Source organism: Kitasatospora sp. HUAS MG31, from assembly GCF_040571325.1.
In the GTDB taxonomy this organism is placed as follows: Bacteria; Actinomycetota; Actinomycetes; order Streptomycetales; family Streptomycetaceae; genus Kitasatospora; species Kitasatospora camelliae.
On the sequence record NZ_CP159872.1, the window covers coordinates 4,148,819 to 4,169,031 of the forward strand.

Genomic DNA, 20,213 nt, shown 5'->3' on the forward strand with positions numbered 1-20,213 from the left:
CGCGGACCGAGGAGGACGCATGAGCGTCACCGACTCCTTCAGCATCGACCCCTGGGGGGTCGCCGAACACGGCCTGGACCTCTCCGGACAGGCCCGCGCCGAATCCGTCTTCGCCCTCTCCAACGGCCATATCGGCCTGCGCGGCAACCTCGACGAGGGCGAGCCGCACGGACTCCCCGGCACCTACCTCAACGGCGTCTTCGAGCTGCGCCCGCTGCCCTACGCGGAGGGCGGCTACGGCTACCCCGAGTCCGGGCAGAGCGTCATCAACGTCACCAACGGCAAGCTGGTCCGGCTGCTGGTCGACGACGAGCCCTTCGACCTCCGGTACGGCGGACTCCGCAGCCACCAGCGCAGCCTGGACTTCCGGGACGGGCTGCTGCAGCGCCGGGTCGAGTGGACCTCGCCGGCCGGCCGGACCGTCCGGGTGTCCTCGGGACGGCTGGTCTCGCTCACCCAGCGCGCGGTCGCCGCCGTGGAGTACACCGTCGAGGCGGTGGACGGGCCGGTCCGGATCGTCCTCCAGTCCGAGCTGGTCGCCAACGAGCAGCTGCCCACCCACAGCGAGGCCGACCCGCGCGCCGCCGCCGCCCTGGAGGCGCCGCTGGTGCCCGAGTTCCAGCACGCCTCCGGGACGAAGGCGGTGCTGGTGCACCGCACCCGGTACAGCGGACTGCGGGTGGCGGCCGGCATCGACCATCTGATCGAGGGCCCCGAGCGGGTGGACGTCAGCGCCGAGTCCAGCGACGACCAGGGCCGGATCAGCGCCACCACCGTGCTGGGGGCCGGCCAGCGGCTGCGCCTGGTGAAGTTCATCGCGTACGGCTGGTCGGCGACCCGCTCGCTGCCCGCCGTCCGGGACCAGGTGGAGGCGGCGCTGACCGCCGCCCGGTACACCGGCTGGGACGGGCTGGTCGCCGAACAGCGGAACTACCTGGGCGAGTTCTGGTCCGAGAACGACATCGAGATCGAGGGCGACGTCGAACTCCAGCAGGCCGTCCGGTTCGCCCTCTTCCACGTCCTCCAGGCCGGCGCCCGCAGCGAGGAGCGGGCCATCCCCGCCAAGGGCCTCACCGGGCCCGGGTACGACGGGCACAGCTTCTGGGACACCGAGGCGTTCGTGCTGCCGGTGCTCACCTACTGCCTGCCCGCCGCGGTCAACCAGGCGCTCCGCTGGCGGCACACCACCCTGCCGATGGCCCGCGACCGGGCCGCCCAACTGGGCCTCGCCGGCGCGGTGTTCCCCTGGCGGACGATCCGCGGCGAGGAGTGCTCCGGGTACTGGCCGGCCGGTACCGCCGCCTTCCACATCGGCGCCGACATCGCGGCGGCCGTGGTCGGCTACGTCCGGGCCACCGGCGACCAGGAGTTCGAGCGCGAGTTCGGGCTCGAGCTGCTGGTGGAGACCGCCCGGATGTGGCGCTCGCTGGGGCACCACGACGCGGTCGGCCGGTTCCGGATCGAGGGCGTCACCGGGCCCGACGAGTACAGCGCGGTGGCGGACAACAACGTCTACACCAACCTGATGGCCCAGTCGAACCTCCGGCACGCCGCCGAGGCCGCCACCCGGCACCAGCTGGAGGCCGCCGCGCTCGGCGTGGACACCGAGGAGGCCGCCGCCTGGCGGGACGCCGCCGCCGCGATGTTCATCCCGTACGACGAGAAGCTCGGGGTGCACCCGCAGGCGGACGGCTTCACCGACCACCAGCTCTGGGACTTCGAGGGCACCCCGGGGGAGAAGTACCCGCTGCTGCTGCACTACCCGTACTTCGACCTGTACCGGAAGCAGGTGGTCAAGCAGGCCGACCTGGTGCTGGCGATGCAGAAGCGCGGCGACGCCTTCACCGAGGACCAGAAGGCCCGCAACTTCGCCTACTACGAGCGGATCACCGTCCGGGACTCCTCGCTCTCCGCCTGCACCCAGGCGGTGATCGCCGCCGAGGTCGGACAGCTCGACCTCGCGTACGACTACACCGCCGAGGCCGCCCTGATGGACCTGCACGACCTCGGCGGGAACACCGCCGACGGGCTGCACATGGCCTCGCTGGCCGGGGCCTGCATCGCCCTGGTCGCCGGGTTCGGCGGGCTGCGCGACCACCACGAGCACCTGACCTTCCGGCCCCGGCTGCCCTCCGGACTGCAGCGGCTGTCCTTCTCCATGAAGGTCCGCTCCAGCCTGCTGCGGGTGGAGATCACCCACGACACCACCACCTACACCGTGCCCCGCGGCGGCCCGATCACCGTCCAGCACGACGGCGAGACGCTGCGGATCGGGGCCGCCGGCGCGGTCAGCCGGCCCACCGCGATCGTGGAGGTGCCGGCCGACCGCTGCGTCCAGCCGCCCGGCCGCGAACCCGCCCGCCGCCACGCCCAGGCGGGCGTCCAGGCCGGCGGCGTGGTGGTCGACCACCTGCCGGCCGAGTAGGGCGGACCGGTGGCTCGCCCGGGACCGGGGCTCCCGAGCGCCTTCCCCGGAAAGGTGTCCGTTCTGTCATAGCCTGGGGCGGTTCGTGGCGTCGGTCGGGACGAGGTGAGCCGTGGTCAGTGTGGCCGAGCAGATGGTCGAGGTGCTCCGGCAGGCCGGCGTCGAACGCGTCTACGGGGTGGTCGGCGACAGCCTCAACCCGGTGGTGGACGCCATCCGCCGGGCCGAGGGCATCTCCTGGGTGCACGTCCGCAACGAGGAGGCCGGCGCCTTCGCCGCCGCCGCGGAGGCCGAACTCACCGGGCGGCTCGCGGTCTGCGCCGGCTCCTGCGGCCCGGGCAACACCCACCTCATCCAGGGCCTGTACGACGCCCAGCGCAGCGGCGTCCCGGTGCTGGCGCTGGCCAGCCACATCCCGTCGGGGCAGATCGGCACCGGCTTCTTCCAGGAGACCCACCCCGACCGGGTGTTCACCGACTGCAGCGCCTTCTGCGAACTGGTCTCCACCCCGGCCCAGCTGCCCCGGCTGCTGCGGGTCGCCGTCCAGCACGCCATCGGCTCGCCCGGGGTGGCCGTGCTGGCCTTCCCCGGGGACGTCGCCGCCCGGCCCGCCGCCGGCCCCACCGGCACCAGCACCTTCCTCGCCGAGCAGGCGGTGGCCGCCCCGCCCTGGTCCCAGGTCCAGGCCCTGGCCCGGATGCTCAACGAGGCCCGGACCGTCACCCTCTTCGCCGGCGCCGGGGTCCGCGGCGCCCACGAGCCCCTGATGGAACTGGCCGACACCCTGGCCGCCCCGATCGGGCACTCGCTCCGCGGCAAGGAGTGGGTGCAGTGGGACAACCCCTTCGACGTCGGGATGAGCGGCCTGCTCGGCTACGGCGCCTGCCACGACGCCCTGCACGAGGCCGACCTGGTCCTGCTGCTGGGCACCGACTTCCCGTACGACACCTTCCTGCCCGGCCGGCGGACCGTCCAGGTGGACCACGACGCCACCCGGCTCGGCCGCCGCACCCCGCTCGAACTCGCCGTCCACGGCGACGTCTCGGCCACCCTGCGGGCCGTCCTGCCGCTGCTGGAGCGGAAGACCGACCGGGCGTTCCTGGACGGGATGCTCGACCGGCACTGCAAGGCGCTGGAACAGGTCGTCGGCGCCTACACCAAGGACATCGCCGGCCACCGCCCGGTCCACCCCGAGTACGTGGCCGCCACCCTCGACGAACTCGCCGCCGACGACGCGGTGTTCACCGTCGACACCGGTATGTGCAACGTCTGGGCCGCCCGCTACCTCACCCCGAACGGCCGCCGCCGGGTGATCGGCTCCTTCCTGCACGGCTCGATGGCCAACGCCCTGCCGCACGCCATCGGCGCCCAACTCGCCTTCCCCGGGCGCCAGGTGGTCTCGATGTCCGGGGACGGCGGGCTGGGCATGCTGCTCGGCGAACTGCTCACCGTGGCCAAGCACCGGCTGCCGGTGAAGACCGTGGTGTTCAACAACGGCGCCCTCGGCATGATCAAGCTGGAGATGCTGGTCAGCGGCTACCCCGAGTGGGAGGTGGACAACGGCGACGTGGACTACGCGGCGATCGCCCGCGCCTGCGGCATCGCCGCGAAGCGGGTCACCGACCCGGCCAAGGTCCGCGAGGTGCTCGCCGAGGCGCTGGAGCGGCCCGGCCCCGCCCTGGTCGACGTGGTCACCGACCCCAACGCCCTCTCCATCCCGCCGCAGATCACCGCCGCCCAGGTGAAGGGCTTCGCCCTGGCCGCCGGACGGACCGTGCTCGCCGGCGGCGTCGGCAGGATGATCGACCTCGCCCGCAGCAACCTGCGGAACATCCCCCGGCCGTAGCGCTCGTCCCCTCACCCGGCGGGGGACGCCTCCGGATGGCCCGCGGCCCGCAGGGCGCGGTCCCCGAGCGCCCGCAGGTGGTCGGCCAGCTCGGCCGGCTCGTGGACCTCGAACTCGCAGCCCAGCGTGGCCAGCCGCAGCGCCAGCCACTCCAGCGAGTCGGCCCGGGTGTGCAGCCGGCATCGGCCCGCGTCGACCGGCTCCAGCCGCTCCACCGCCCCGCCCAGCCGCGGCCTGACCTGCTCGGCCGGTGCGTGCAGCGTCACCACCGCCCGGTAGGAGCGCGCCGACCAGCTCAGCTTGGCGGCCACGTACGCCGCCGCGTCCTCGGCCGGCAGCTCGCGCGGCTCGAACCGCACCCCGGTGCGCTGCGGGTCGCTCAGCCGGTCCACCCGGAAGATCCGCCAGTCCGCCCGGTCGGGGTCGAAGGCCACCAGGTACCAGCGCCGGCCGGCCGACACCAGCCGGTGCGGCTCCACCAGCCGGCGGCTCTCCGCGCCGTCCCCCGCCTGGTACGCGAACCGCAGCCGCTCCCCGGCCGCCACCGAGGAGGCCAGCACGGCCAGGTCCTCCGGGTCGATCCGCGGACCGTCCCCGGCCAGCATCGGCGAGGTGGCCGCGTTGAGCGTGCTCACCCGGTGCCGCAGCCGCGAGGGCAGCACCTGGACCAGCTTGGCCAGCGCCCGGACCGAGGCCTCCTCGATGCCCTCCACCGCGTGGCCCGCCGCCGTCCGCAGACCCACCGCGATGGCCACCGCCTCCTCGTCGTCCAGCAGCAGCGGGGGCATCGCGGTGCCCGCCACCAGCCGGTACCCGCCGAGCGGGCCCTGGCTGGCCTGCACCGGGTAGCCGAGCTCGCGCAGCCGGTCGATGTCCCGCCGGATGGTGCGCGGGCTCACCCGCAGCCGGTCGGCCAGCTCGCTGCCCGGCCACTCACGCGGCGTCTGCAGCAGGGAGAGCAGGTTCAGCAGTCTCGCGGGGGTGTCCGTCATGGCCCCCAGCATGCCCGAGAACTGGGACAGGAGCTGACCTAATCGACCCCTAGCCTCGGAACGTACGCACCGAGCAGCACCGGGAGTTGAAAGCACCATGACCGACCTCGCAGCCGGCGACCGCCGGCGCTGGTACGCGCTGGCCGTCGTGATGACGGCCAGCCTGATGGACCTCGTCGACGTCACGATCGTCAACATCGCCATTCCGAGCATCCAGCAGGACACCGGCGCCTCGTTCAGCGCGCTGCAGTGGATCACCGCGGGCTATGCGCTCGCCTTCGCCATCGGACTGATCACCGGCGGCCGGCTGGGCGACATCTTCGGCCGCAAGCGGCTGTTCCTCATCGGCATCGGCGGCTTCACCGCCGCCTCGGCACTCTGCGGACTGGCCTCCGGCGCCGACATGCTGGTCGCCGCCCGCGTCCTGCAGGGCGCCACCGCGGCGCTGATGGTGCCCCAGGTGCTGTCGATCATCCACGCCGGCTTCCCCGCGCACGAACGCGGCAAGGTGTTCGGCATGTTCGGCGCCATGGTCGGCCTCGGCGCGGTCAGCGGCCCGCTGATCGGCGCGCTGCTCACCGAGTGGAACCTGTTCGGCCTGGAGTGGCGGCCGATCTTCCTGGTCAACCTGCCGCTGGGCGTGGCGGGCCTGCTGCTGGGCCGGCACTTCATCGACGAGTCCCGGGCCCCGCAGGCGCTGCGCCTGGACCTGGCCGGCATGGTCCTCGCCGCCGCCGGCCTGCTGATGGTGCTCTACCCGCTGACCCGGGGCCGTGAGCTGGGCTGGCCGCTCTGGGGCTACGCGATGATGGTCGGCGGCGTGGCGGTCCTGCTCGGCTTCGTCCGGTACGAGCGGTACAAGGCCGCCAAGGACGGCTCGCCGCTGGTCGAGCTCGCGCTGTTCCGGGTCCGCAGCTTCGCCGGCGGCATCGGGGTGCAGCTCGGTTTCGGCGTCGCCTCCGGCCTGTTCTTCCTGGTCTGGACGCTCTACCTGCAGCTCGGCCTCGGCTGGGGCCCGCTCAAGTCCGGCCTGACCGGCATCCCGTTCTCGCTGGCGGTGTCCGTGGCCGCGGGCCTGTCCGTGCAGAAGCTGGTGCCGCGGTTCGGGCGCCGGGTGCTGCGGGCCGGTGCGCTGGTGATGGCGGCGGGCACCCTGCTGTACCTCGGCGAGGCGCACTGGCTGGGCACCGGGATCCAGCCCTGGCAGATGGCCGGCCCGCTGGTGGTGATGGGCGCCGGGATGGGCCTGATCGTGGCGCCGCTGACCGACACGGTGCTCTCCGAGGTGCCGCGGGAGCACGCCGGCGCGGCCTCCGGCCTGATCAACACCACCCAGCAGCTGGGGGTGGCGCTCGGCCTCGGACTGTCCTCGATCGCGTTCTTCGGGAGCGTGGACGTCGAGCACGGCGCGGTGCGGCAGGACTTCGTGGACGCGTTCGGGCAGTCGCTGTGGTGGGTTGCCGGGGGCCTGGTGCTGGTGTTCGTGCTGATGGGGGCGCTGCCGCGGCGCGGCGTCCCCGGCGGCGCGGAAGGCTCGCCGGTCGACTCGTCGGTGGCCGAGGAGCGGGTGCTGGTCGGGTAGACCACTCGCAGCCTCCCGGCCCGCGCCGCTCCCCGTCGCCCCTGAAGGGGCCTGGGAGCGGCGCGTTTGCCTGGGAGGCAAAATTCTTGCCCGACAGGCACGGCGGGTGTGGACTGGACGCATGACGGACGACCAGGAAGAGGTCGCGGGCCTCGGCGCGCGGCTGCGCGAGCACCGGAGGGGGAGCCGGCTGACGCTGGAGGCGGCGGCCGCCCGGGTCGGGCTCTCCCCAGCGTATCTGTCCCGGCTGGAGACCGGCCGGCGACAGCCCTCGCTGCCGGTGCTGCTCGGCCTGGCCCGGGCGTACGGCACCACAGTGTCGGGCCTCCTCGGCGAGCAGCCGGGAGAACCCGACCCGGTGGTCCGCGGCGGCGCCATCGGCCCCGGACTCGCCGGCGGCTGGGGCTACCGGCGCGCGGGCGCGCCCGGCCGGGCGATGCAGGCGCTGCGGGTGCACGTCCCGCCGACCGTGCAGGACGCGGTGGTCCGGGTGCACCCCGGCGAGGAGTGGCTGTACGTCACCAAGGGCCGGATGCGGCTCACCCTCGGCGAGCGGGTCCACCTGCTGGACGAGGGCGACTCCGCGCACTTCGACTCGCTCACCCCGCACTGCATCGCCTCCGACTCCCCGGACGGCGTCGAGCTGCTGTTCCTCCACACCCTGCTGCAGAGCCCGGGCGGCGAACTCTGCCTCGGCGACCAGCCCCGGCTGTGACCCCCGGACGGTCCGCCGAACCGTCCGCCAACCCCCCCGCCTCCGAGGAGGACGCCATGACCGAGACCACTCCCGCCGCCGGGACGACCGCCGGCACCCGCGCCGCGACCGCACCGACCGTGACCACCGACGCCGGCCACCGCACCGACCGCCGGGTCTGGATCCGGGCCACCATCTACATCGCCGCCACCCACGTCTTCGCCGGCTTCGTCATCCTGCTCTTCGAACTCGGCGGCCGCGGCCGCTGAACCCGGACCGCTCAGCGCCCGACCAGCGCGCAGAGCGCCTCCAGGGCCCCCGGGAAGGCGTGCTCCGGCGGGGTGCCGTAGCCGATCACCAGGGCCGGCGGCGCCCCGGGATCCACCACCGCGCCCGGCGCCCGGCACCAGGACAACCCGTTCAGCGAGAGCCCGAGCCGCCCCGCCCCGCGCAGCAGCTCCGGCTCCCCTGGCGACCCGGCGGGCAGCCGCAGCACCGCGTGCAGCCCGGCCGCGATCCCGGTCACCCGCACCTCCGGCGCCCGGTCGGCCAGCACCGAGACCAGCCGGTCCCGGCGGCGCCGGTACTGCAGCCGGCTGCGCCGGACGTGCCGGTCGTAGTCCCCGGAGACGATCAGCTCGGCCAGCGCGAGCTGGTCGAGCGCGCCGGACTGGCCGTCCGCCAGCTCCTTGTGCCGCATCACCGGCTCGACCAGCCAGGACGGCAGGGCCAGCCAGGCCAGCCGCAGCCCCGGCGCCAGCGACTTGCTGGCCGTCCCGGCGTACACCACCCGCTCCGGGTCCAGCGCCTGCACCGCGCCCACCGGCTGGCGGTCGTACCGGAACTCGCCGTCGTAGTCGTCCTCCAGCAGCACCGCCCCCGACTCCCGGGCCCAGTCCACGGCCGCCGCCCGGCGCGCGGCCCGTAGCGGGACACCGGTGGGGAACTGGTGGGCCGGGGTCAGCACGGCCAGACCCGCGCCCGAACCGGGCAGCTCCCCGACCCGGGCCCCGCCCTCGTCCAGCGGCAGCGGAACGGCCGCCAGCCCCGCCGCCGCGATCACCGCGTGCTGCGAGGGCAGCCCGTACTCCTCCACCGCCACCGTGCGCAGCCCGCGCTCGCGGAGCGCGGCACAGACCAGGGCCAGGCCCTGGGTGTAGCCCGAGCAGACCAGCAGCCGCTCGGGGTCGGTCCGCACGCCGCGGACCCGGGCCAGGTAGCCGGCCAGCGCCCGGCGCAGCTCGATCCGGCCGCGCGGGTCGCCGTACGAGAACACCTCGTGCGGGGCGACGGCCAGCGCCCGCCGGGCCGCCGCCAGCCAGGCCGCGCGCGGGAACCGGGAGACGTCCGGGCGGCCCGGCATCAGGTCGTACCGGACGGCGGGCGGCCGGGGCGGGCCCGGCAGCGGCGCGGCGGCCGCACCGCTGCCGCGCTCGGCCACCACCGTGCCCGAGCCCTGACGGGACGCCAGCCAGCCCTCCGCGGACAGCTGGGCGTACGCCTCCGCGACGGTGTTCCTGGCGATCCCCAGGTCGGCGGCCAGGGCGCGGGAGGAGGGCAGCCGGGTGCCGGCCGCCAGCCGGCTCTCGCGGACCGCCGACCGGATCGCGTCCTCCAGCGAGGCGCGCAGCCCCAGCCCGCGGGCCCGCCCGGCCGAGAGGTCCAGATGCAGGTCGCCGCCGGAAGTGGCCCAGGATTCCATGGGACGAATGAACCACAGCGGCGGGCCGGTCGGCACCTAGGTTGGGAGCATGACCGACAGCACCACCGTCCCGGCCCCCGTCCAGCGGATCTCCCTGCCCGAGCAGGCCCCCGCGTTCTACCGCGCGATGATCGCCCTGGAGCAGGCCGCCAAGGCCGGCCTGGACGACCCGCAGCTCGTCGAACTGGTGAAGATCCGCGCATCCCAGCTCAACGGCTGCGCGTTCTGCCTCGACATGCACGCCACCGACGCCCGCGCCCACGGCGAGCAGGAGCACCGCCTGCACACCCTGGCCGCCTGGCGGGAGACCCCATACTTCACCGCCCGCGAGCGCGCCGCCCTGGCCCTCACCGAGGCGGTCACCCTGGTCGCCGACACCCACGTCCCCGACAGCGTCTACGACGAGGCCGCCAAGCAGTTCGACCAGGCCGAACTGGCCCACCTGATCGGTCTGATCATCACGATCAACTCCTGGAACCGGATCGGCGTCACCTCCCGGCTCTCCCCGGCCCCCAAGCAGGCCTGAGCCCCACCGCCCGCGTCCGCGAACCATCGCCCGCACCGCCCGCGTCCGCGAACCACCGCCCGCACCGCCCGCGTCCGACCGCCGTCCGCGTCCGAGAACCGCCGGCCCCGGCCGGCCCGCCCTGACAGGCTGCCACCATGACCCGACACGCCAAGGCCGAGCGCCTGCACGACCTCCACCGCCCCGGCGACCCGCTGGTCCTGGCCAACGTCTGGGACCCGGTCGGCGCCCGCCTGGTCGCCGAGGCCGGCGCACCCGCCGTCGCCACCGCCAGCGCCAGCGTCTCCTGGACCCTCGGCAGCCCGGACGGCGACGGGCTCGACCGCGCCCGGGCCATCGCGCAGACCGCGCTGATCGCCTCCGCCGTCGACCTGCCGGTCACCGCCGACCTGGAGAGCGGCTACGCCGACAGCCCCGAGGGCGTCGCCGCAACCATCGCCGAACTCCTCGAAACCGGCGCCGTCGGCGTCAACCTGGAGGACGGCGCCGCGGACCACGGCCCCGGCCTGCGCCCGCTCGCCGACGCGGCCGCCCGGATCGCCGCCGCCCGCGCCGCGGCCGACGCGGCGGGCGTCCGGCTGTTCCTCAACGCCCGGACCGACGTCTTCCTGCGGGCCGTCGGCGACCCCGCCGACCGGCTCGCCGAGGCGGTCGCCCGCGGCCGGGCCTTCGCCGAGGCCGGCGCCAGCGGCGTGTTCGTCCCCGGCGTCACCGACCCGGCCACCGTCCGGGCCCTCGCCGCCGAACTCCCCCTGCCGCTCAACGTCCTGGTCGGCCCCGGCGCCCCCACCGTCGCCGAACTGGCCGCCCTCGGCGTCGCCCGGATCAGCCTCGGCCCCGGCCTCGCCGAGGCGGCCTACGCCGCCGTGGAGCGCGCCGCCCGCGAGGTGTACGCCCACGGCACCTGGGGCGGGCTCGACGGCGGCCTCGACTACGGCCGGCTCAACGGCCTGTTCAGTCGCTGACGCCCGGCAGCGGCGCGGCCGGGCGGTCCAGCACCGCGCCGAGCGCCGCACAGGCGCCGGTGGCCCGGTCGACCTCCGAGCCCACCAGCGGGTAGCTCTCCAGGTCCCGGTGGCACAGCTCCTCCGCGGTCACCGTCCACGGACCGGCCGCCGCACCCTCCGCGGTGCCGAAGCCGTGGTCGGCCGCCTGCGCGGGCGCCGAGGACATCGCGAGTCCGGCCAGGGAGAGGGCGGCGAGCGCCGAGATCGTCTTCATGGCCCGACCAGCGATCCGGACCGCCCCGGGTCACCCGCGCTCCCCCGGCTGGGGGGCCGTCACCGCCTCCCGGGACCCGCGAATTTGAGCAAAGCCCCAGGTCTGATACTGTTTCTCATGTCGAGAGGGAAACCTCCCGAACACGCGTCAGTGGTGCTACCGGAGCACGTCCCACTTTCAGTGGGGAGAGTCCGTTCAACCCGGGCCTGGCGCTCCACACCGGTCGAGGCCCGGTGCCCCCAGCGGAAACGCCGGGAGCACCGGGCCTCGCCGCATTCCGGCTCTCAAGACCCTCAGACCCTCGGGCAGCTCAGCCGAGGAGCACCGGCAGCGTGCGCACACTGTTGCTGACGAACGAGGCGATCGGCTCCGGCGCCGGCTCCTCCACCGCCACCGACAGCTTCGGGTACCGGGTGAACAGCCCGCGCAGCGCGATCTCCGCCTCCAGCCGGGCCAGCCCCGACCCCAGGCAGAAGTGCGGCCCGTGTCCCAGCGACAGGTGCCTGACCGGCTGCCGGGTCACGTCGAACCGGTCCGCGTCCGGGTAGTGCGAACCGTCCCGGCCCGCCGCCGCGTACGAGGCCAGCAGCGCCTCACCCCGCCGGATCAGCACCGACCCGACCCGGATGTCCTCCACCGCGTACCGCAGCGGGAACTGCCCCACCGGCGAGTCGTACCGCAGCGTCTCCTCCACCACGGCCGACCACGGCACCCGCCCGGAGAGCACCGCCTCCAGCTGCTCAGGGTGCGCCAGCAGCGCCCGGACCGCGTTGGTGATCAGGTTGAGCGTGGTCTCGTGCCCGGCCACCAGCATCAGCAGCAGCGTGCCCACCAGCTCCTGCTCGGACAGCCGGTCGCCCTCCTCGCGGGCCGCTATCAGATCCGAGGTCAGATCGTCCCCCGGCTCCGCCCGCTTCGCCGCCACCACCGACCCCAGCAGCCCGAACAGCCCCCGCTGCGCCGCCACCGCCGCCTCGGGCGTCGCCGAACTGCTCACCAGCGTGTCGGACAGCTCGTGCAACTCGTCCTGCTGCTCCGGCGCCAGCCCCAGCAGCCGGCCGATCACCCACATCGGCAGCGGGTACGCGAAGTGCCGGCGCAGGTCGAAGGCGCCCTCCAGGCCCGCCATCGCGTCCAGCAGCTCCGCGGCCCGGGCCTCCACCGCCGGGGCCAGCTCGGCCACCCGGCGCGGCGTGAACGCCTGCGACACCAGGCCGCGCAGCCGCCGGTGGTCCGCGCCGTCGGCGGTCACCATACCCGGCACCGTCACGAAGTTGATCAGCGGCCAGCCCTCGGGCAGCCGGCCCTCCCGGAAGGTGTCCCAGAGCCGGGCGTCCTTGCCCACCCGCGGATCGGCCAGCACCTCCTGCAGGGTGTCGTGCCGGGTCACCGCCCACACCACCACCCCGCCAGGGAGTTCCACCAGGACCGCCGGCCCGGCGTCCCGGAGTCGGGCGTTCTCGGCGTGCTGGTGACGGCCGAAGGGATCGAGTCGAACCGGGACGAGGGAGTCGGACGTGGTGACCATGGCGACCTTTCCGGGACGGAGGCTCGGGGCGGGGTGAACGCGCTGTACAGCACCGGCAGCGAGGTGAGCGCCCGCGACCAGGGCGACGGCCGCCAGGTCAGCTCGTGCGCCGGCACGGCGAGTTGGAGGTCCGGCAGTCGGTGCAGCAGGGTCTCCACCGCCGTCTCGACGATCAGCCGGGCCGGGTGCTGCGCCGGGCAGACGTGCCGCCCGGCACCCCAGGCCAGGTGCGCCCGGTTCCCGGCCAGCCCCTCGGGGGACTGCACCGACGGGTCCGCGTTGGCCGCGGCCAGGCCGAGCACCAGCATGTCGCCCGCGCTGATGTACTGGCCGCCCAGCACGGTGTCGCTGGTCGCCCAGCGGCCGGGGAAGTTCTGCGTCGGCGGATCCCGCCACAGCACCTCCTCCAGCGCGTCCGAGACGGTCAGCCGGCCCCCGGTCAGGGTGGCCCGGAACCGGCGGTCGGTCAGCAGCAGCCGCAGCGTGTTCCCGGTCCAGTTGATCGTCGTCTCGTTGCCCGCGACCAGGATCACCACCAGGTGGTGCACCGCCTCCTCGTCGGTCATCCCCGCCGGGTGCGCCAGCAGCCAGGAGGTCAGGTCGGCCCCCGGCCGCTCCCGCCGGCTGCGCACCAGGTCGGCCAGGATCGCCTGGAACTCGGCGTTCGCCGGCACCGACTTGTCGCTGCTGTCCACGAAGTGGCTGATCAGCTCGACCAGGCGGGGCCCCGCCGAGACCGGCAGACCCAGCAGCCGGGTGAACACCAGCAGCGGCAACTGCCGGGCGTACTGGGCGATCAGATCGGCCGTGCCGTCCGGGCCCCAGCTGTCGATCAGCGCGTCGGCGGCCGCCTCGGTGGTCTCCCGCAGCTGCCGCTGGTCGATCCGCGCCAGCGTCTCCGAGACCGCTGCCCGCAGCCGCTGGTGCTCGGCGCCGTCCAGGCTGAGCAGGGTCGGCCGCCAGGAGGTCATCGGCAGCAGCCGCGAATCCGGCCGCAGCCGGCCCTCCAACGGCACCCGCCAGCGCCGCGAGTCCTTCGAGAACAGCTGCTCGTTGCGGGTGAGTTCGAGCAGCTCCGGGTAGCCCAGCACCAGCCAGGCCTCCACCCCCGGCTCCAGCTCGATCGGCGCCACCGCGCCGTACCGGGCCCGCAGCCGCGCGTACAGGCCGTGCGGGTCCTCGGCCACCGGTGGGCCGTACAGCGGCGTCAGGGCGGTGCTGGGGACGTGCGCGGGGCAGCCCGGCGGCGGCACCACGGCCAGCTCCGGCGGGGGAGTGGTCATGGCTGCAGCTCCAGGACGGCGGTGGCGAGCAGGTGGTCCACGAAGTCGATCAGCACGTCGTAGGCGTCCGCGCGGCTGCGGGCGTCGCAGTGCAGGATCGGGACCTCGGGCAGCAGGTCCAGCGCGGACCGCAGCTCCTCCTCCGGGTGGCCCGGGGTGTCCGGGAAGCGGTTGACGGCCACCGCGAACGGGATCCGCTGCTCCTCCAACTGCCCCATCACCTCGAAGCTCTCCTCGATCCTGCGGGTGTCGACCAGCACGATCGCCCCCAACGCGCCGCGCGACAGGTCCTCCCACAGCGGCCAGAACCGCTGCTGGCCCGGCGTGCCGAACAGGTACAGCGCCAGGCGCGGGTTGAGCGTGATCCGGCCGAAGTCCAGCGCCACCGTGGTGGTGGTCTTGTCCGGCACCCCGGCCAGGTCGTCCACCCCGGCGCCGGCCGTGGTCATGGTCTCCTCGGTCCGCAGCGGGGTGATCTCGCTGAGCGAGCCGACCAGGGTGGTCTTCCCCACCCCGAACGGGCCGGTGACCAGGATCTTCACCGCCCCCTGCACGGTGGGCGGCAGGTACGACGGCTCAGCGGAGTTGCCGGAGTCCAACGAGCACCTCCTCCAGCAGCGCGGTGGGCAGCCGATCGGTGCGCGGCGCCGGCGGCAGCACCTGGACGGCACCCAGCCCCCACAGATCGCCGACCAGGACCTTCACCACGCTGATCGGCAGCCTCAGATGGGCCGCGATCTCGGCCACCGACAGCAGCCGGCCGCACAGCGCGGTGATCGCCAGGTGCTCCCGGTTGACCGCGTCACCGGTCGGCGCGGCCCCCGGGACGGCGGCCACCAGGCTCTCCACGGCCAGCACCTCCCGGCTGGACCTGCTGCGCCCGCCGGTGATCACGTACGGCCGGACCGGCCCGCTCACCGGAGGTCCTCCGCCGCGTGGTCGAACCGCGGCGGGCTGGTCAGGTGGGCGCCGATCCGCTCCACCAGCATCTGCATCTGGTACGCCACCAGGCCGGCGTCCACGGACTCCCCGGTCACCACGGCCAGGTGCGCACCGGTCCCCGCGGCCACCACGAACAGGTAGCCGCCGCCGTACTCGATGATGATCTGCCGGGTCGCGCTGTGCCGGCCGCCGAACCCCTGGGCCACCCCGCGGGCCAGCGACTGGAGGCCCGAGCAGGCGGCGGCCAGCCGTTCGGCGTCGTCCCGGCCGATCCGCTCGCTGCGGCCGATCTCCAGCCCGTCGCTGGACACCACGACGGCGTGCTGCACCTCGGGGACGGTGACGATGTCCGTCAGCAGCCAGCCGAGATCAGGATTGGTGGTCATTGAAGTCTCCCGAGCGCTGGGGAAGTTGGGGGGAAGCGGGGAAAGGTTCGTCGTTCTGCTGCCGGCGGGCGGCGGACCGGCCGCTGGCGGTACCGGCCTGGAACAGCGCCATGAAGGCCTGCGCCTCCCGGGCCGAGCGCGGCGGCGTGGCACCGCCGCCGGAGACGGTGGCGGTGCGGCGGGGCGTGGGGTCGGCCGGCCGCCGGTTGGTGCGGCGGGGCAGGCCCGCGGGACCGGCCGGGGGCGCCTCCGCAGGGCGTTCCACCGGCCGCTCGACGGGCCGCTCCGCCGCCCGCTCCCGCGGCCGTTCGGCGGCCGGGGGCACGAACGGTGCGGCGGGCGCGGCCGGTCCCGCAGGCGCGAGCGGCGCGGAAGGGGCGGCGGGGGGAACGGGGGCGGAGCGCTGGACGTGGGCCGACGGCGTGGGCCGCACCGGCGACTGGGTCGGCACGGTGGGCAGGGCGGACACCGACCCCGCACCGGCCGGTAGCGGCTCGGTGAGCAGATCGTTGGGCAGCAGCACCACCACCCGCACCCCGCCGTACGGCGAGGGCGCCGAGCTCAGGGTGGCCCGGAAGCCGTACTGCGCGGCCAGCCGGCCGACCGCGGCCAGACCCAGCTGCGGGACCTCGCCGAGCCGGGACACCTCCAGCGTGCCGTCGCCCGCCAGCGCCGCGGCGGCCCGCTCCAGCGAGGTCTCGGACATCCCGACCCCGCAGTCGTCGATCTCGATCACCACGCCGTTGTGCACCGGCATCAGCGTGACGAACACCTGGGTGCTGGGCGGCGAGTACCGGGTGCCGTTGTCCAGCAGCTCGGCGACCGCGTGGATCAGCGCCTCGGCGGCCGCACCCACCACCGCGGTCTCGATCCGGCTGCGCACCACCACCCGCTGGAACGGCAGGATGCGGGACTGGGCACCGCGCACCACGTCCTCCAGCGGGACCGGCTCGGGCCAGTGCCGGCCCGCCCTGGCGCCGCAGAGCACGGCCAGGGTCTGCGCCAGCCGGGCCTGCTGGGCGGCGGCGTGGTCGGCCTTGAGCAGCCCCTCCAGCAGGGCCGGGTCGTCGTGGGTGCGCTCCATCTCGTCCAGCCCGGCCTGCTGGTCGTGGGCCATCACCAGGATCCGGCGGGCCACGCTGAGGAAGGCGCGACGGGTGGCGGCGTTGAGCTCCTGCTCGTGCTGGACGGCTCTGTTCTCGGCGCTGCGGTCGGCCAGTTCGGCCTCCAGCCGGGCCCGCAGCAGGTCGTTCTCCCGCTGCCCGTCGGCGAGCCGTTCGCGGAGTGTGGCGGTGACGGCGCGGTACCTCGCGGCGGTCAGGAGCGAGAGGACGGAGAGAAGACCGGCTGCCGCTCCGCACCACTGAGTCATCGTCACGCCGCGAATTCTAGGGTGATGATCCTATGTTCGTGTGAACGGATTCAGACTCAAATGACCTGAATCCGACAGAAACTGGCGGGTAAGCTGAAGGCTTCCTGAAAAATACCTGACGGTTCGTCGGGTTCGCCAAGTGCCGCCACCTGCAGTGATGTTGGTCAGTCCGCGGAGGCCAGGCGGTACAGCAGGAGGATCGCCACATCGTCCGGCAGCGAGTGCCGTTCCGTCGCGTTCAGCGTCAGCAGGTCGGCCAGCCGCTCCAGCCCCGACTCCGGTCCGGCGTCCGGCCCGTCCGCGCCGGGGTCGCCGGTCCGCCGCGCCCACAGCTCCAGGCTGCCCAGCATCCGCTGCAGCGACTCGTCGTAGTCCTCGTCCCGCTCCTCCACCAGCCCGTCGGTGTACGCCAGCAGCGTCTCCCCGGCCGCCAGCCGGCCCTCCTCCAGCGGGTACCGGACGGCCGGATCCACACCGAGCGGCGGGCCGCCGGCCACCTCCAGCTCCCGGGCCTTGCCGCCGGAGAGCAGCACCGGCTGCGGGTGCCCGGCCCGGGCGGCCCGCAGTCGGCCGCTGCCCGGGTCCAGGGTCAGGTACAGGCAGGTGGCGAACAGCTCGGTGTCCAGCTCGGCCAGCAGCCGGCTGGTCCTGGCCAGGGTGGCGGCCGGGTCGTTCCCGTCGGTGGCGTACGCCCGCAGCCCGCTGCGGAGCTGCCCCATCACCGCGGTGGCCTCGGCGTTGTGCCCCTGGACGTCCCCGATCACCAGCCCGACCCCGCCGTCCGGCAGCCGCAGCAGGTCGTACCAGTCGCCGCCGATCTGCATGCCCTCGGTGCTCGGCAGGTAGCGGGCGGCGGAGAGCACCCCGGCCAGCCGGGGGAGGGTGCGCGGCAGCATCGCCCGCTGCAACTCGGAGGCCCGGTGGTGGTGGGTGTCGTAGAGCCGGGCGCGTTCCAGCGACTGGGCCAGGATGCCGGCGAACGCCGAGTACATCGTCCGGTCCTCCCGGCTGAACACCCGCTCGGTGCCGAAGGTGATCAGACAGGACCCGACCTGGCGGCCGGAGGCCACCAACGGCAGCACCGCCCATGACGACGGGGCCGGCGGCCCGCCCCCGGCCGCCCGGCCGGGATCGCTGAACAGCGGGGTGGACCGGGCCAGCGCACGGCGCATCACGCCCGCCGACAGCTCGTGCAGCCGGTTCAGCTCGTTGCGGTACGGGCCGCCGTAGACCGCGGGGGAGACCGGCAGCAGCCGGCCCTCGTCGACCAGGTCCAGCACCACGCTGGCCGCGCCCAGGGCCGGCCGGGCCACGTCGGTGAGCGCCGTGGTCACGTCCCGGACGGTGACCGCCCGGGACAGCGCCCGGGTGAGCGCCAGCAGCAGCGCGGAACGGGCCCCCGCGGTCGCGTCGGCCAACCGGCGCTCCGGCCGCGCCCCGGGCGGCCCGGCCCGGCCCAGCTCGGCCAGCAGCCCCGCGACCCGCACCGGACGGCCGTGCAGGTCGAGCATCACCTCGCCCCACTCCGCCACCCGGGTGACCCCGCCGTCCGGCCGCACCACCCGGTACGCCAGCCGGTACGGCCCGCCGGCGGCCAGCGCGTCGGCCGTCGCGGCCTGCAGGTCGGGCAGGTCCTCGGGGTGGACCAGCCGGGTCGGGTCGGGGGCCGGCCCGGCCCGGTCGGCCGACCGGACCAGGCCGAAGACCTCGTACACCCGGGCGTCCCAGGTGGTCTCCCCGGTGACCAGGTCGCGCTCGAAGGCGCCCGCCCCGGCCGCCTTCACCGCCAGCGACAGCAGCGGCTGCTCGACCGGGTGCGACCCGGCCCGGATGCCCTCCGGCACCGTCCCGGCCGCGTGGACGTGGTCGATCAGGTGGGACAGCCGGTGGGCGCAGGCCTCCGCCAGGGTCTCCAGGGTGTCCAGGTCGCGCCGCGGCACCGTGCCCCGGTGCGCCAGGGCCAGCGCCAGCGAGCCCAGCGCCGAGCCGTCCACGATCAGCGGCAGCACCGCCAGGGCGACCAGCCCGGTGCCGCGGCCCACGTTGGTGTCCGGGTAGTCGGTGCCGGTCTGCTGCGGACTGAGCAGCACCGGCTCGCGGCGGCGCAGGGCCAGCGCCGCGGGCAGGTCGCCGTCCGGGTCGACCAGGCCGTACCGCTCGTGAGCCCAGTCCGGCAGGCCGTGCGAGGCCGCCAGCCGGAGCATGCCGTCGCCGTCCAGCAGGTAGAGCGCGGACCCCTCGCCGGTGATCCAGGTCGGGCCCTCGGCGAGCAGGGTCCCGAGCAGCTCGGCGGCGCCGGAGCAGCGCAGCAGCAACCGGACGCAGCGCATCTCGGTGCGGGTGGCAGGGCGGTCCGAGGCAAGATCCATGCACGCTCACCCGGCCTTTCGCTCATGCCGCCGTCCTGCGCGGAGCGCTCACCAGTTCCGTCCATCTTAGGGAGGAATCGAACGCCCGGCCGGGTCGTGCGCCGGCCGGCTCCGCCCGGGCCCGCCGCGGGCCGTGCGGGAGGGCTCAGGACCCGGCGCCGAGCCGCCGGACCACCACCACCGTGCGGTCGTCCGGAACGTCGGCCGCCACCCTCCGCAGCAGCTCCGCCGCCGGATCGACCCGCCCGCCGTACCGCAGCAGCGGGCCCGCCTCCTCCAGCAGCCGCTCGATCCCCTCGTCGATGTCCTCCCCCGGCACCTCCACCAGACCGTCGCTGTACAGCAGCAGCGCGTCCCCCAGGTCCAGCCGCCCGTGCGCGGGCGTGTACGGCACCCCCGGCAGCAGGCCGAGCGCCGGCCCGCCGGGATCCACCCGCAGCCAGCTGCCCCCGCCGGCCCGCCGGTACTGCCCGGCCGGCGGATGGCCGGCGCTGAACAACTCGTACCGGCCGTCGGAGGGGCGCAGCGCCAGGTGGACGGCGGTGGCGAAGCCGTCCTCCCAGTCCAGCCGGGCCAGGTAGTCGTTGGCGGTCGGCAGGAAGTGCTCCGGCGGCACCGAGCCCAGCAGCACCGCGAACGCCCCGGACAGGTGCATCGACCGCGCCGCCGCCCGATTGCCCTTGCCGGACACGTCGACCAGCACCACCTCCAGCAGGTCCTGCTCCTGCCGGTGCGCCGAGAGCAGGAAGTCCCCGGAGAACAGCGCGCCGCCGGCCGGGATCAGCGCCTGGTGGAGCCGCCAGTCCAGCAGCCCCTCCGGCAGCTTGCCGAGCGCCCGCGACCGCTCGGACAGCTCCAGCAGCATCGAGTCCCCGCGCGTCCCGCGCAGCCCCAACCGGGTGCGGTGACGGGAGGTCAGCAGCACGATCAGCGCCGCCCCGCCGACCACCAGCACCGCGCCGAGCCGCAGCCCACGCGGCTCGCGCAGCAGGCTGTCCGCCGCCAGACAGGCGGCCAGGACGCCGATCAACAGGTACTGCCGCCGGGTGTGCAGCACGTACCCGCCGAGCACCAGCGGGAAGACCAGCGCCGAGGGCGGGCAGAGGTCCGGCTCCCGGATCGCCAGCAAGGTCAGCGCCAGGGCGAACACCACCAGCAGCGCCAACGCCGCCCGCTCGGCGAACGGATCACCGTCCAGCAACCGGCTCAGCCAGCGGCCGACGGCGCCGCGCCGCAGCACTGCGGCCGACCGCCGGGCGACCGTCGTGACTGCCGGCACGGATCCTCCGCCGAGACTCGGGTCAGGCCACTGGCCATCCGCTGACCATCCGCTGGTTCCAGCGCC

18 protein-coding genes are annotated in these 20,213 nt (G+C 74.9%); 7 read left to right on the top strand and 11 right to left on the bottom strand.

What is annotated here, in order from left to right:
- Positions 1 to 19 precede the first annotated feature (19 nt).
- Both ABWK59_RS18840 and ABWK59_RS18845 read left to right on the top strand, forming a co-directional pair.
- On the top strand, positions 20 to 2,425 hold the full coding sequence (locus ABWK59_RS18840; protein WP_354641758.1) for a glycoside hydrolase family 65 protein: 2,406 nt from the start codon (positions 20 to 22) through the stop codon (positions 2,423 to 2,425).
- A 112-nt stretch (positions 2,426 to 2,537) separates the two neighbouring features.
- Positions 2,538 to 4,271, top strand: a complete 1,734-nt coding sequence (locus tag ABWK59_RS18845) for a pyruvate dehydrogenase (protein WP_354641759.1) — start codon at positions 2,538 to 2,540, stop codon at positions 4,269 to 4,271.
- A gap of 11 nt (positions 4,272 to 4,282) precedes the next feature.
- On the opposite strand, the gene ABWK59_RS18850 is transcribed toward ABWK59_RS18845, so the two are convergent.
- On the bottom strand, positions 4,283 to 5,263 hold the full coding sequence (locus tag ABWK59_RS18850) for a helix-turn-helix transcriptional regulator (RefSeq protein ID WP_354641760.1): 981 nt from the start codon (positions 5,261 to 5,263) through the stop codon (positions 4,283 to 4,285).
- A gap of 97 nt (positions 5,264 to 5,360) precedes the next feature.
- Here ABWK59_RS18850 and ABWK59_RS18855 point away from each other — a divergent pair, with 97 nt between their 5' ends.
- The 3 genes from ABWK59_RS18855 (at position 5,361) to ABWK59_RS18865 (ending at position 7,808) form a co-directional block, all read left to right on the top strand.
- Positions 5,361 to 6,845, top strand: coding sequence for an MFS transporter (locus ABWK59_RS18855; RefSeq protein WP_354641761.1), 1,485 nt, complete (start codon positions 5,361 to 5,363; stop codon positions 6,843 to 6,845).
- 121 nt (positions 6,846 to 6,966) lie between these two features.
- The gene (locus tag ABWK59_RS18860; RefSeq protein ID WP_354641762.1) at positions 6,967 to 7,560 is read left to right on the top strand and encodes a helix-turn-helix domain-containing protein; all 594 of its coding nucleotides are present in this window, start codon (positions 6,967 to 6,969) and stop codon (positions 7,558 to 7,560) included.
- A gap of 56 nt (positions 7,561 to 7,616) precedes the next feature.
- Positions 7,617 to 7,808, top strand: a complete 192-nt coding sequence (locus tag ABWK59_RS18865) for a DUF6126 family protein (RefSeq protein ID WP_354641763.1) — start codon at positions 7,617 to 7,619, stop codon at positions 7,806 to 7,808.
- Positions 7,809 to 7,819: 11 nt separating this feature from the next.
- Here the strand turns inward: ABWK59_RS18865 and ABWK59_RS18870 are convergent, their stop codons facing one another.
- On the bottom strand, positions 7,820 to 9,241 hold the full coding sequence (locus tag ABWK59_RS18870) for a PLP-dependent aminotransferase family protein (protein ID WP_354641764.1): 1,422 nt from the start codon (positions 9,239 to 9,241) through the stop codon (positions 7,820 to 7,822).
- A gap of 49 nt (positions 9,242 to 9,290) precedes the next feature.
- Here ABWK59_RS18870 and ABWK59_RS18875 point away from each other — a divergent pair, with 49 nt between their 5' ends.
- Positions 9,291 to 9,767, top strand: coding sequence for a carboxymuconolactone decarboxylase family protein (locus ABWK59_RS18875; RefSeq protein ID WP_354641765.1), 477 nt, complete (start codon positions 9,291 to 9,293; stop codon positions 9,765 to 9,767).
- Between the two features lie 137 nt (positions 9,768 to 9,904).
- Positions 9,905 to 10,732, top strand: a complete 828-nt coding sequence (locus ABWK59_RS18880; protein WP_354641766.1) for an isocitrate lyase/PEP mutase family protein — start codon at positions 9,905 to 9,907, stop codon at positions 10,730 to 10,732.
- Here ABWK59_RS18880 and ABWK59_RS18885 read toward each other — a convergent pair.
- The 9 genes from ABWK59_RS18885 to ABWK59_RS18925 all read right to left on the bottom strand — a co-directional run bounded on the left by ABWK59_RS18885 (position 10,722) and on the right by ABWK59_RS18925 (position 20,147).
- On the bottom strand, positions 10,722 to 10,988 hold the full coding sequence (locus ABWK59_RS18885) for a hypothetical protein (protein ID WP_354641767.1): 267 nt from the start codon (positions 10,986 to 10,988) through the stop codon (positions 10,722 to 10,724). The genes ABWK59_RS18880 and ABWK59_RS18885 overlap by 11 nt on opposite strands.
- A 310-nt stretch (positions 10,989 to 11,298) precedes the next feature.
- On the bottom strand, positions 11,299 to 12,378 hold the full coding sequence (locus ABWK59_RS18890; RefSeq protein ID WP_354641768.1) for a cytochrome P450 family protein: 1,080 nt from the start codon (positions 12,376 to 12,378) through the stop codon (positions 11,299 to 11,301).
- Positions 12,375 to 13,799: a cytochrome P450 gene (locus tag ABWK59_RS18895; RefSeq protein WP_354641769.1), complete on the bottom strand. Its 1,425-nt coding sequence runs from the start codon at positions 13,797 to 13,799 to the stop codon at positions 12,375 to 12,377. Before ABWK59_RS18895 ends, ABWK59_RS18890 begins: the two co-directional genes overlap by 4 nt.
- Positions 13,796 to 14,398 (bottom strand): GTP-binding protein, encoded by a 603-nt coding sequence (locus ABWK59_RS18900; protein WP_354641770.1) that lies wholly within the window; start codon positions 14,396 to 14,398, stop codon positions 13,796 to 13,798. The genes ABWK59_RS18895 and ABWK59_RS18900 overlap by 4 nt, the downstream gene beginning before the upstream one ends.
- Positions 14,376 to 14,717 carry a DUF742 domain-containing protein gene (locus tag ABWK59_RS18905; RefSeq protein ID WP_354641771.1) on the bottom strand — a complete coding sequence of 114 codons (342 nt, stop codon included), beginning with the start codon at positions 14,715 to 14,717 and terminating at the stop codon, positions 14,376 to 14,378. The genes ABWK59_RS18900 and ABWK59_RS18905 overlap by 23 nt, the downstream gene beginning before the upstream one ends.
- Positions 14,714 to 15,127: a roadblock/LC7 domain-containing protein gene (locus ABWK59_RS18910; RefSeq protein ID WP_354641772.1), complete on the bottom strand. Its 414-nt coding sequence runs from the start codon at positions 15,125 to 15,127 to the stop codon at positions 14,714 to 14,716. The genes ABWK59_RS18905 and ABWK59_RS18910 overlap by 4 nt, the downstream gene beginning before the upstream one ends.
- Positions 15,111 to 16,499: a sensor histidine kinase gene (locus ABWK59_RS18915; protein ID WP_354645007.1), complete on the bottom strand. Its 1,389-nt coding sequence runs from the start codon at positions 16,497 to 16,499 to the stop codon at positions 15,111 to 15,113. Before ABWK59_RS18915 ends, ABWK59_RS18910 begins: the two co-directional genes overlap by 17 nt.
- Before the next feature lie 164 nt (positions 16,500 to 16,663).
- Positions 16,664 to 18,868 carry a SpoIIE family protein phosphatase gene (locus tag ABWK59_RS18920; protein ID WP_354641773.1) on the bottom strand — a complete coding sequence of 735 codons (2,205 nt, stop codon included), beginning with the start codon at positions 18,866 to 18,868 and terminating at the stop codon, positions 16,664 to 16,666.
- 145 nt (positions 18,869 to 19,013) lie between these two features.
- The gene (locus ABWK59_RS18925; RefSeq protein ID WP_354641774.1) at positions 19,014 to 20,147 is read right to left on the bottom strand and encodes a PP2C family protein-serine/threonine phosphatase; all 1,134 of its coding nucleotides are present in this window, start codon (positions 20,145 to 20,147) and stop codon (positions 19,014 to 19,016) included.
- Positions 20,148 to 20,213: the final 66 nt, after the last annotated feature.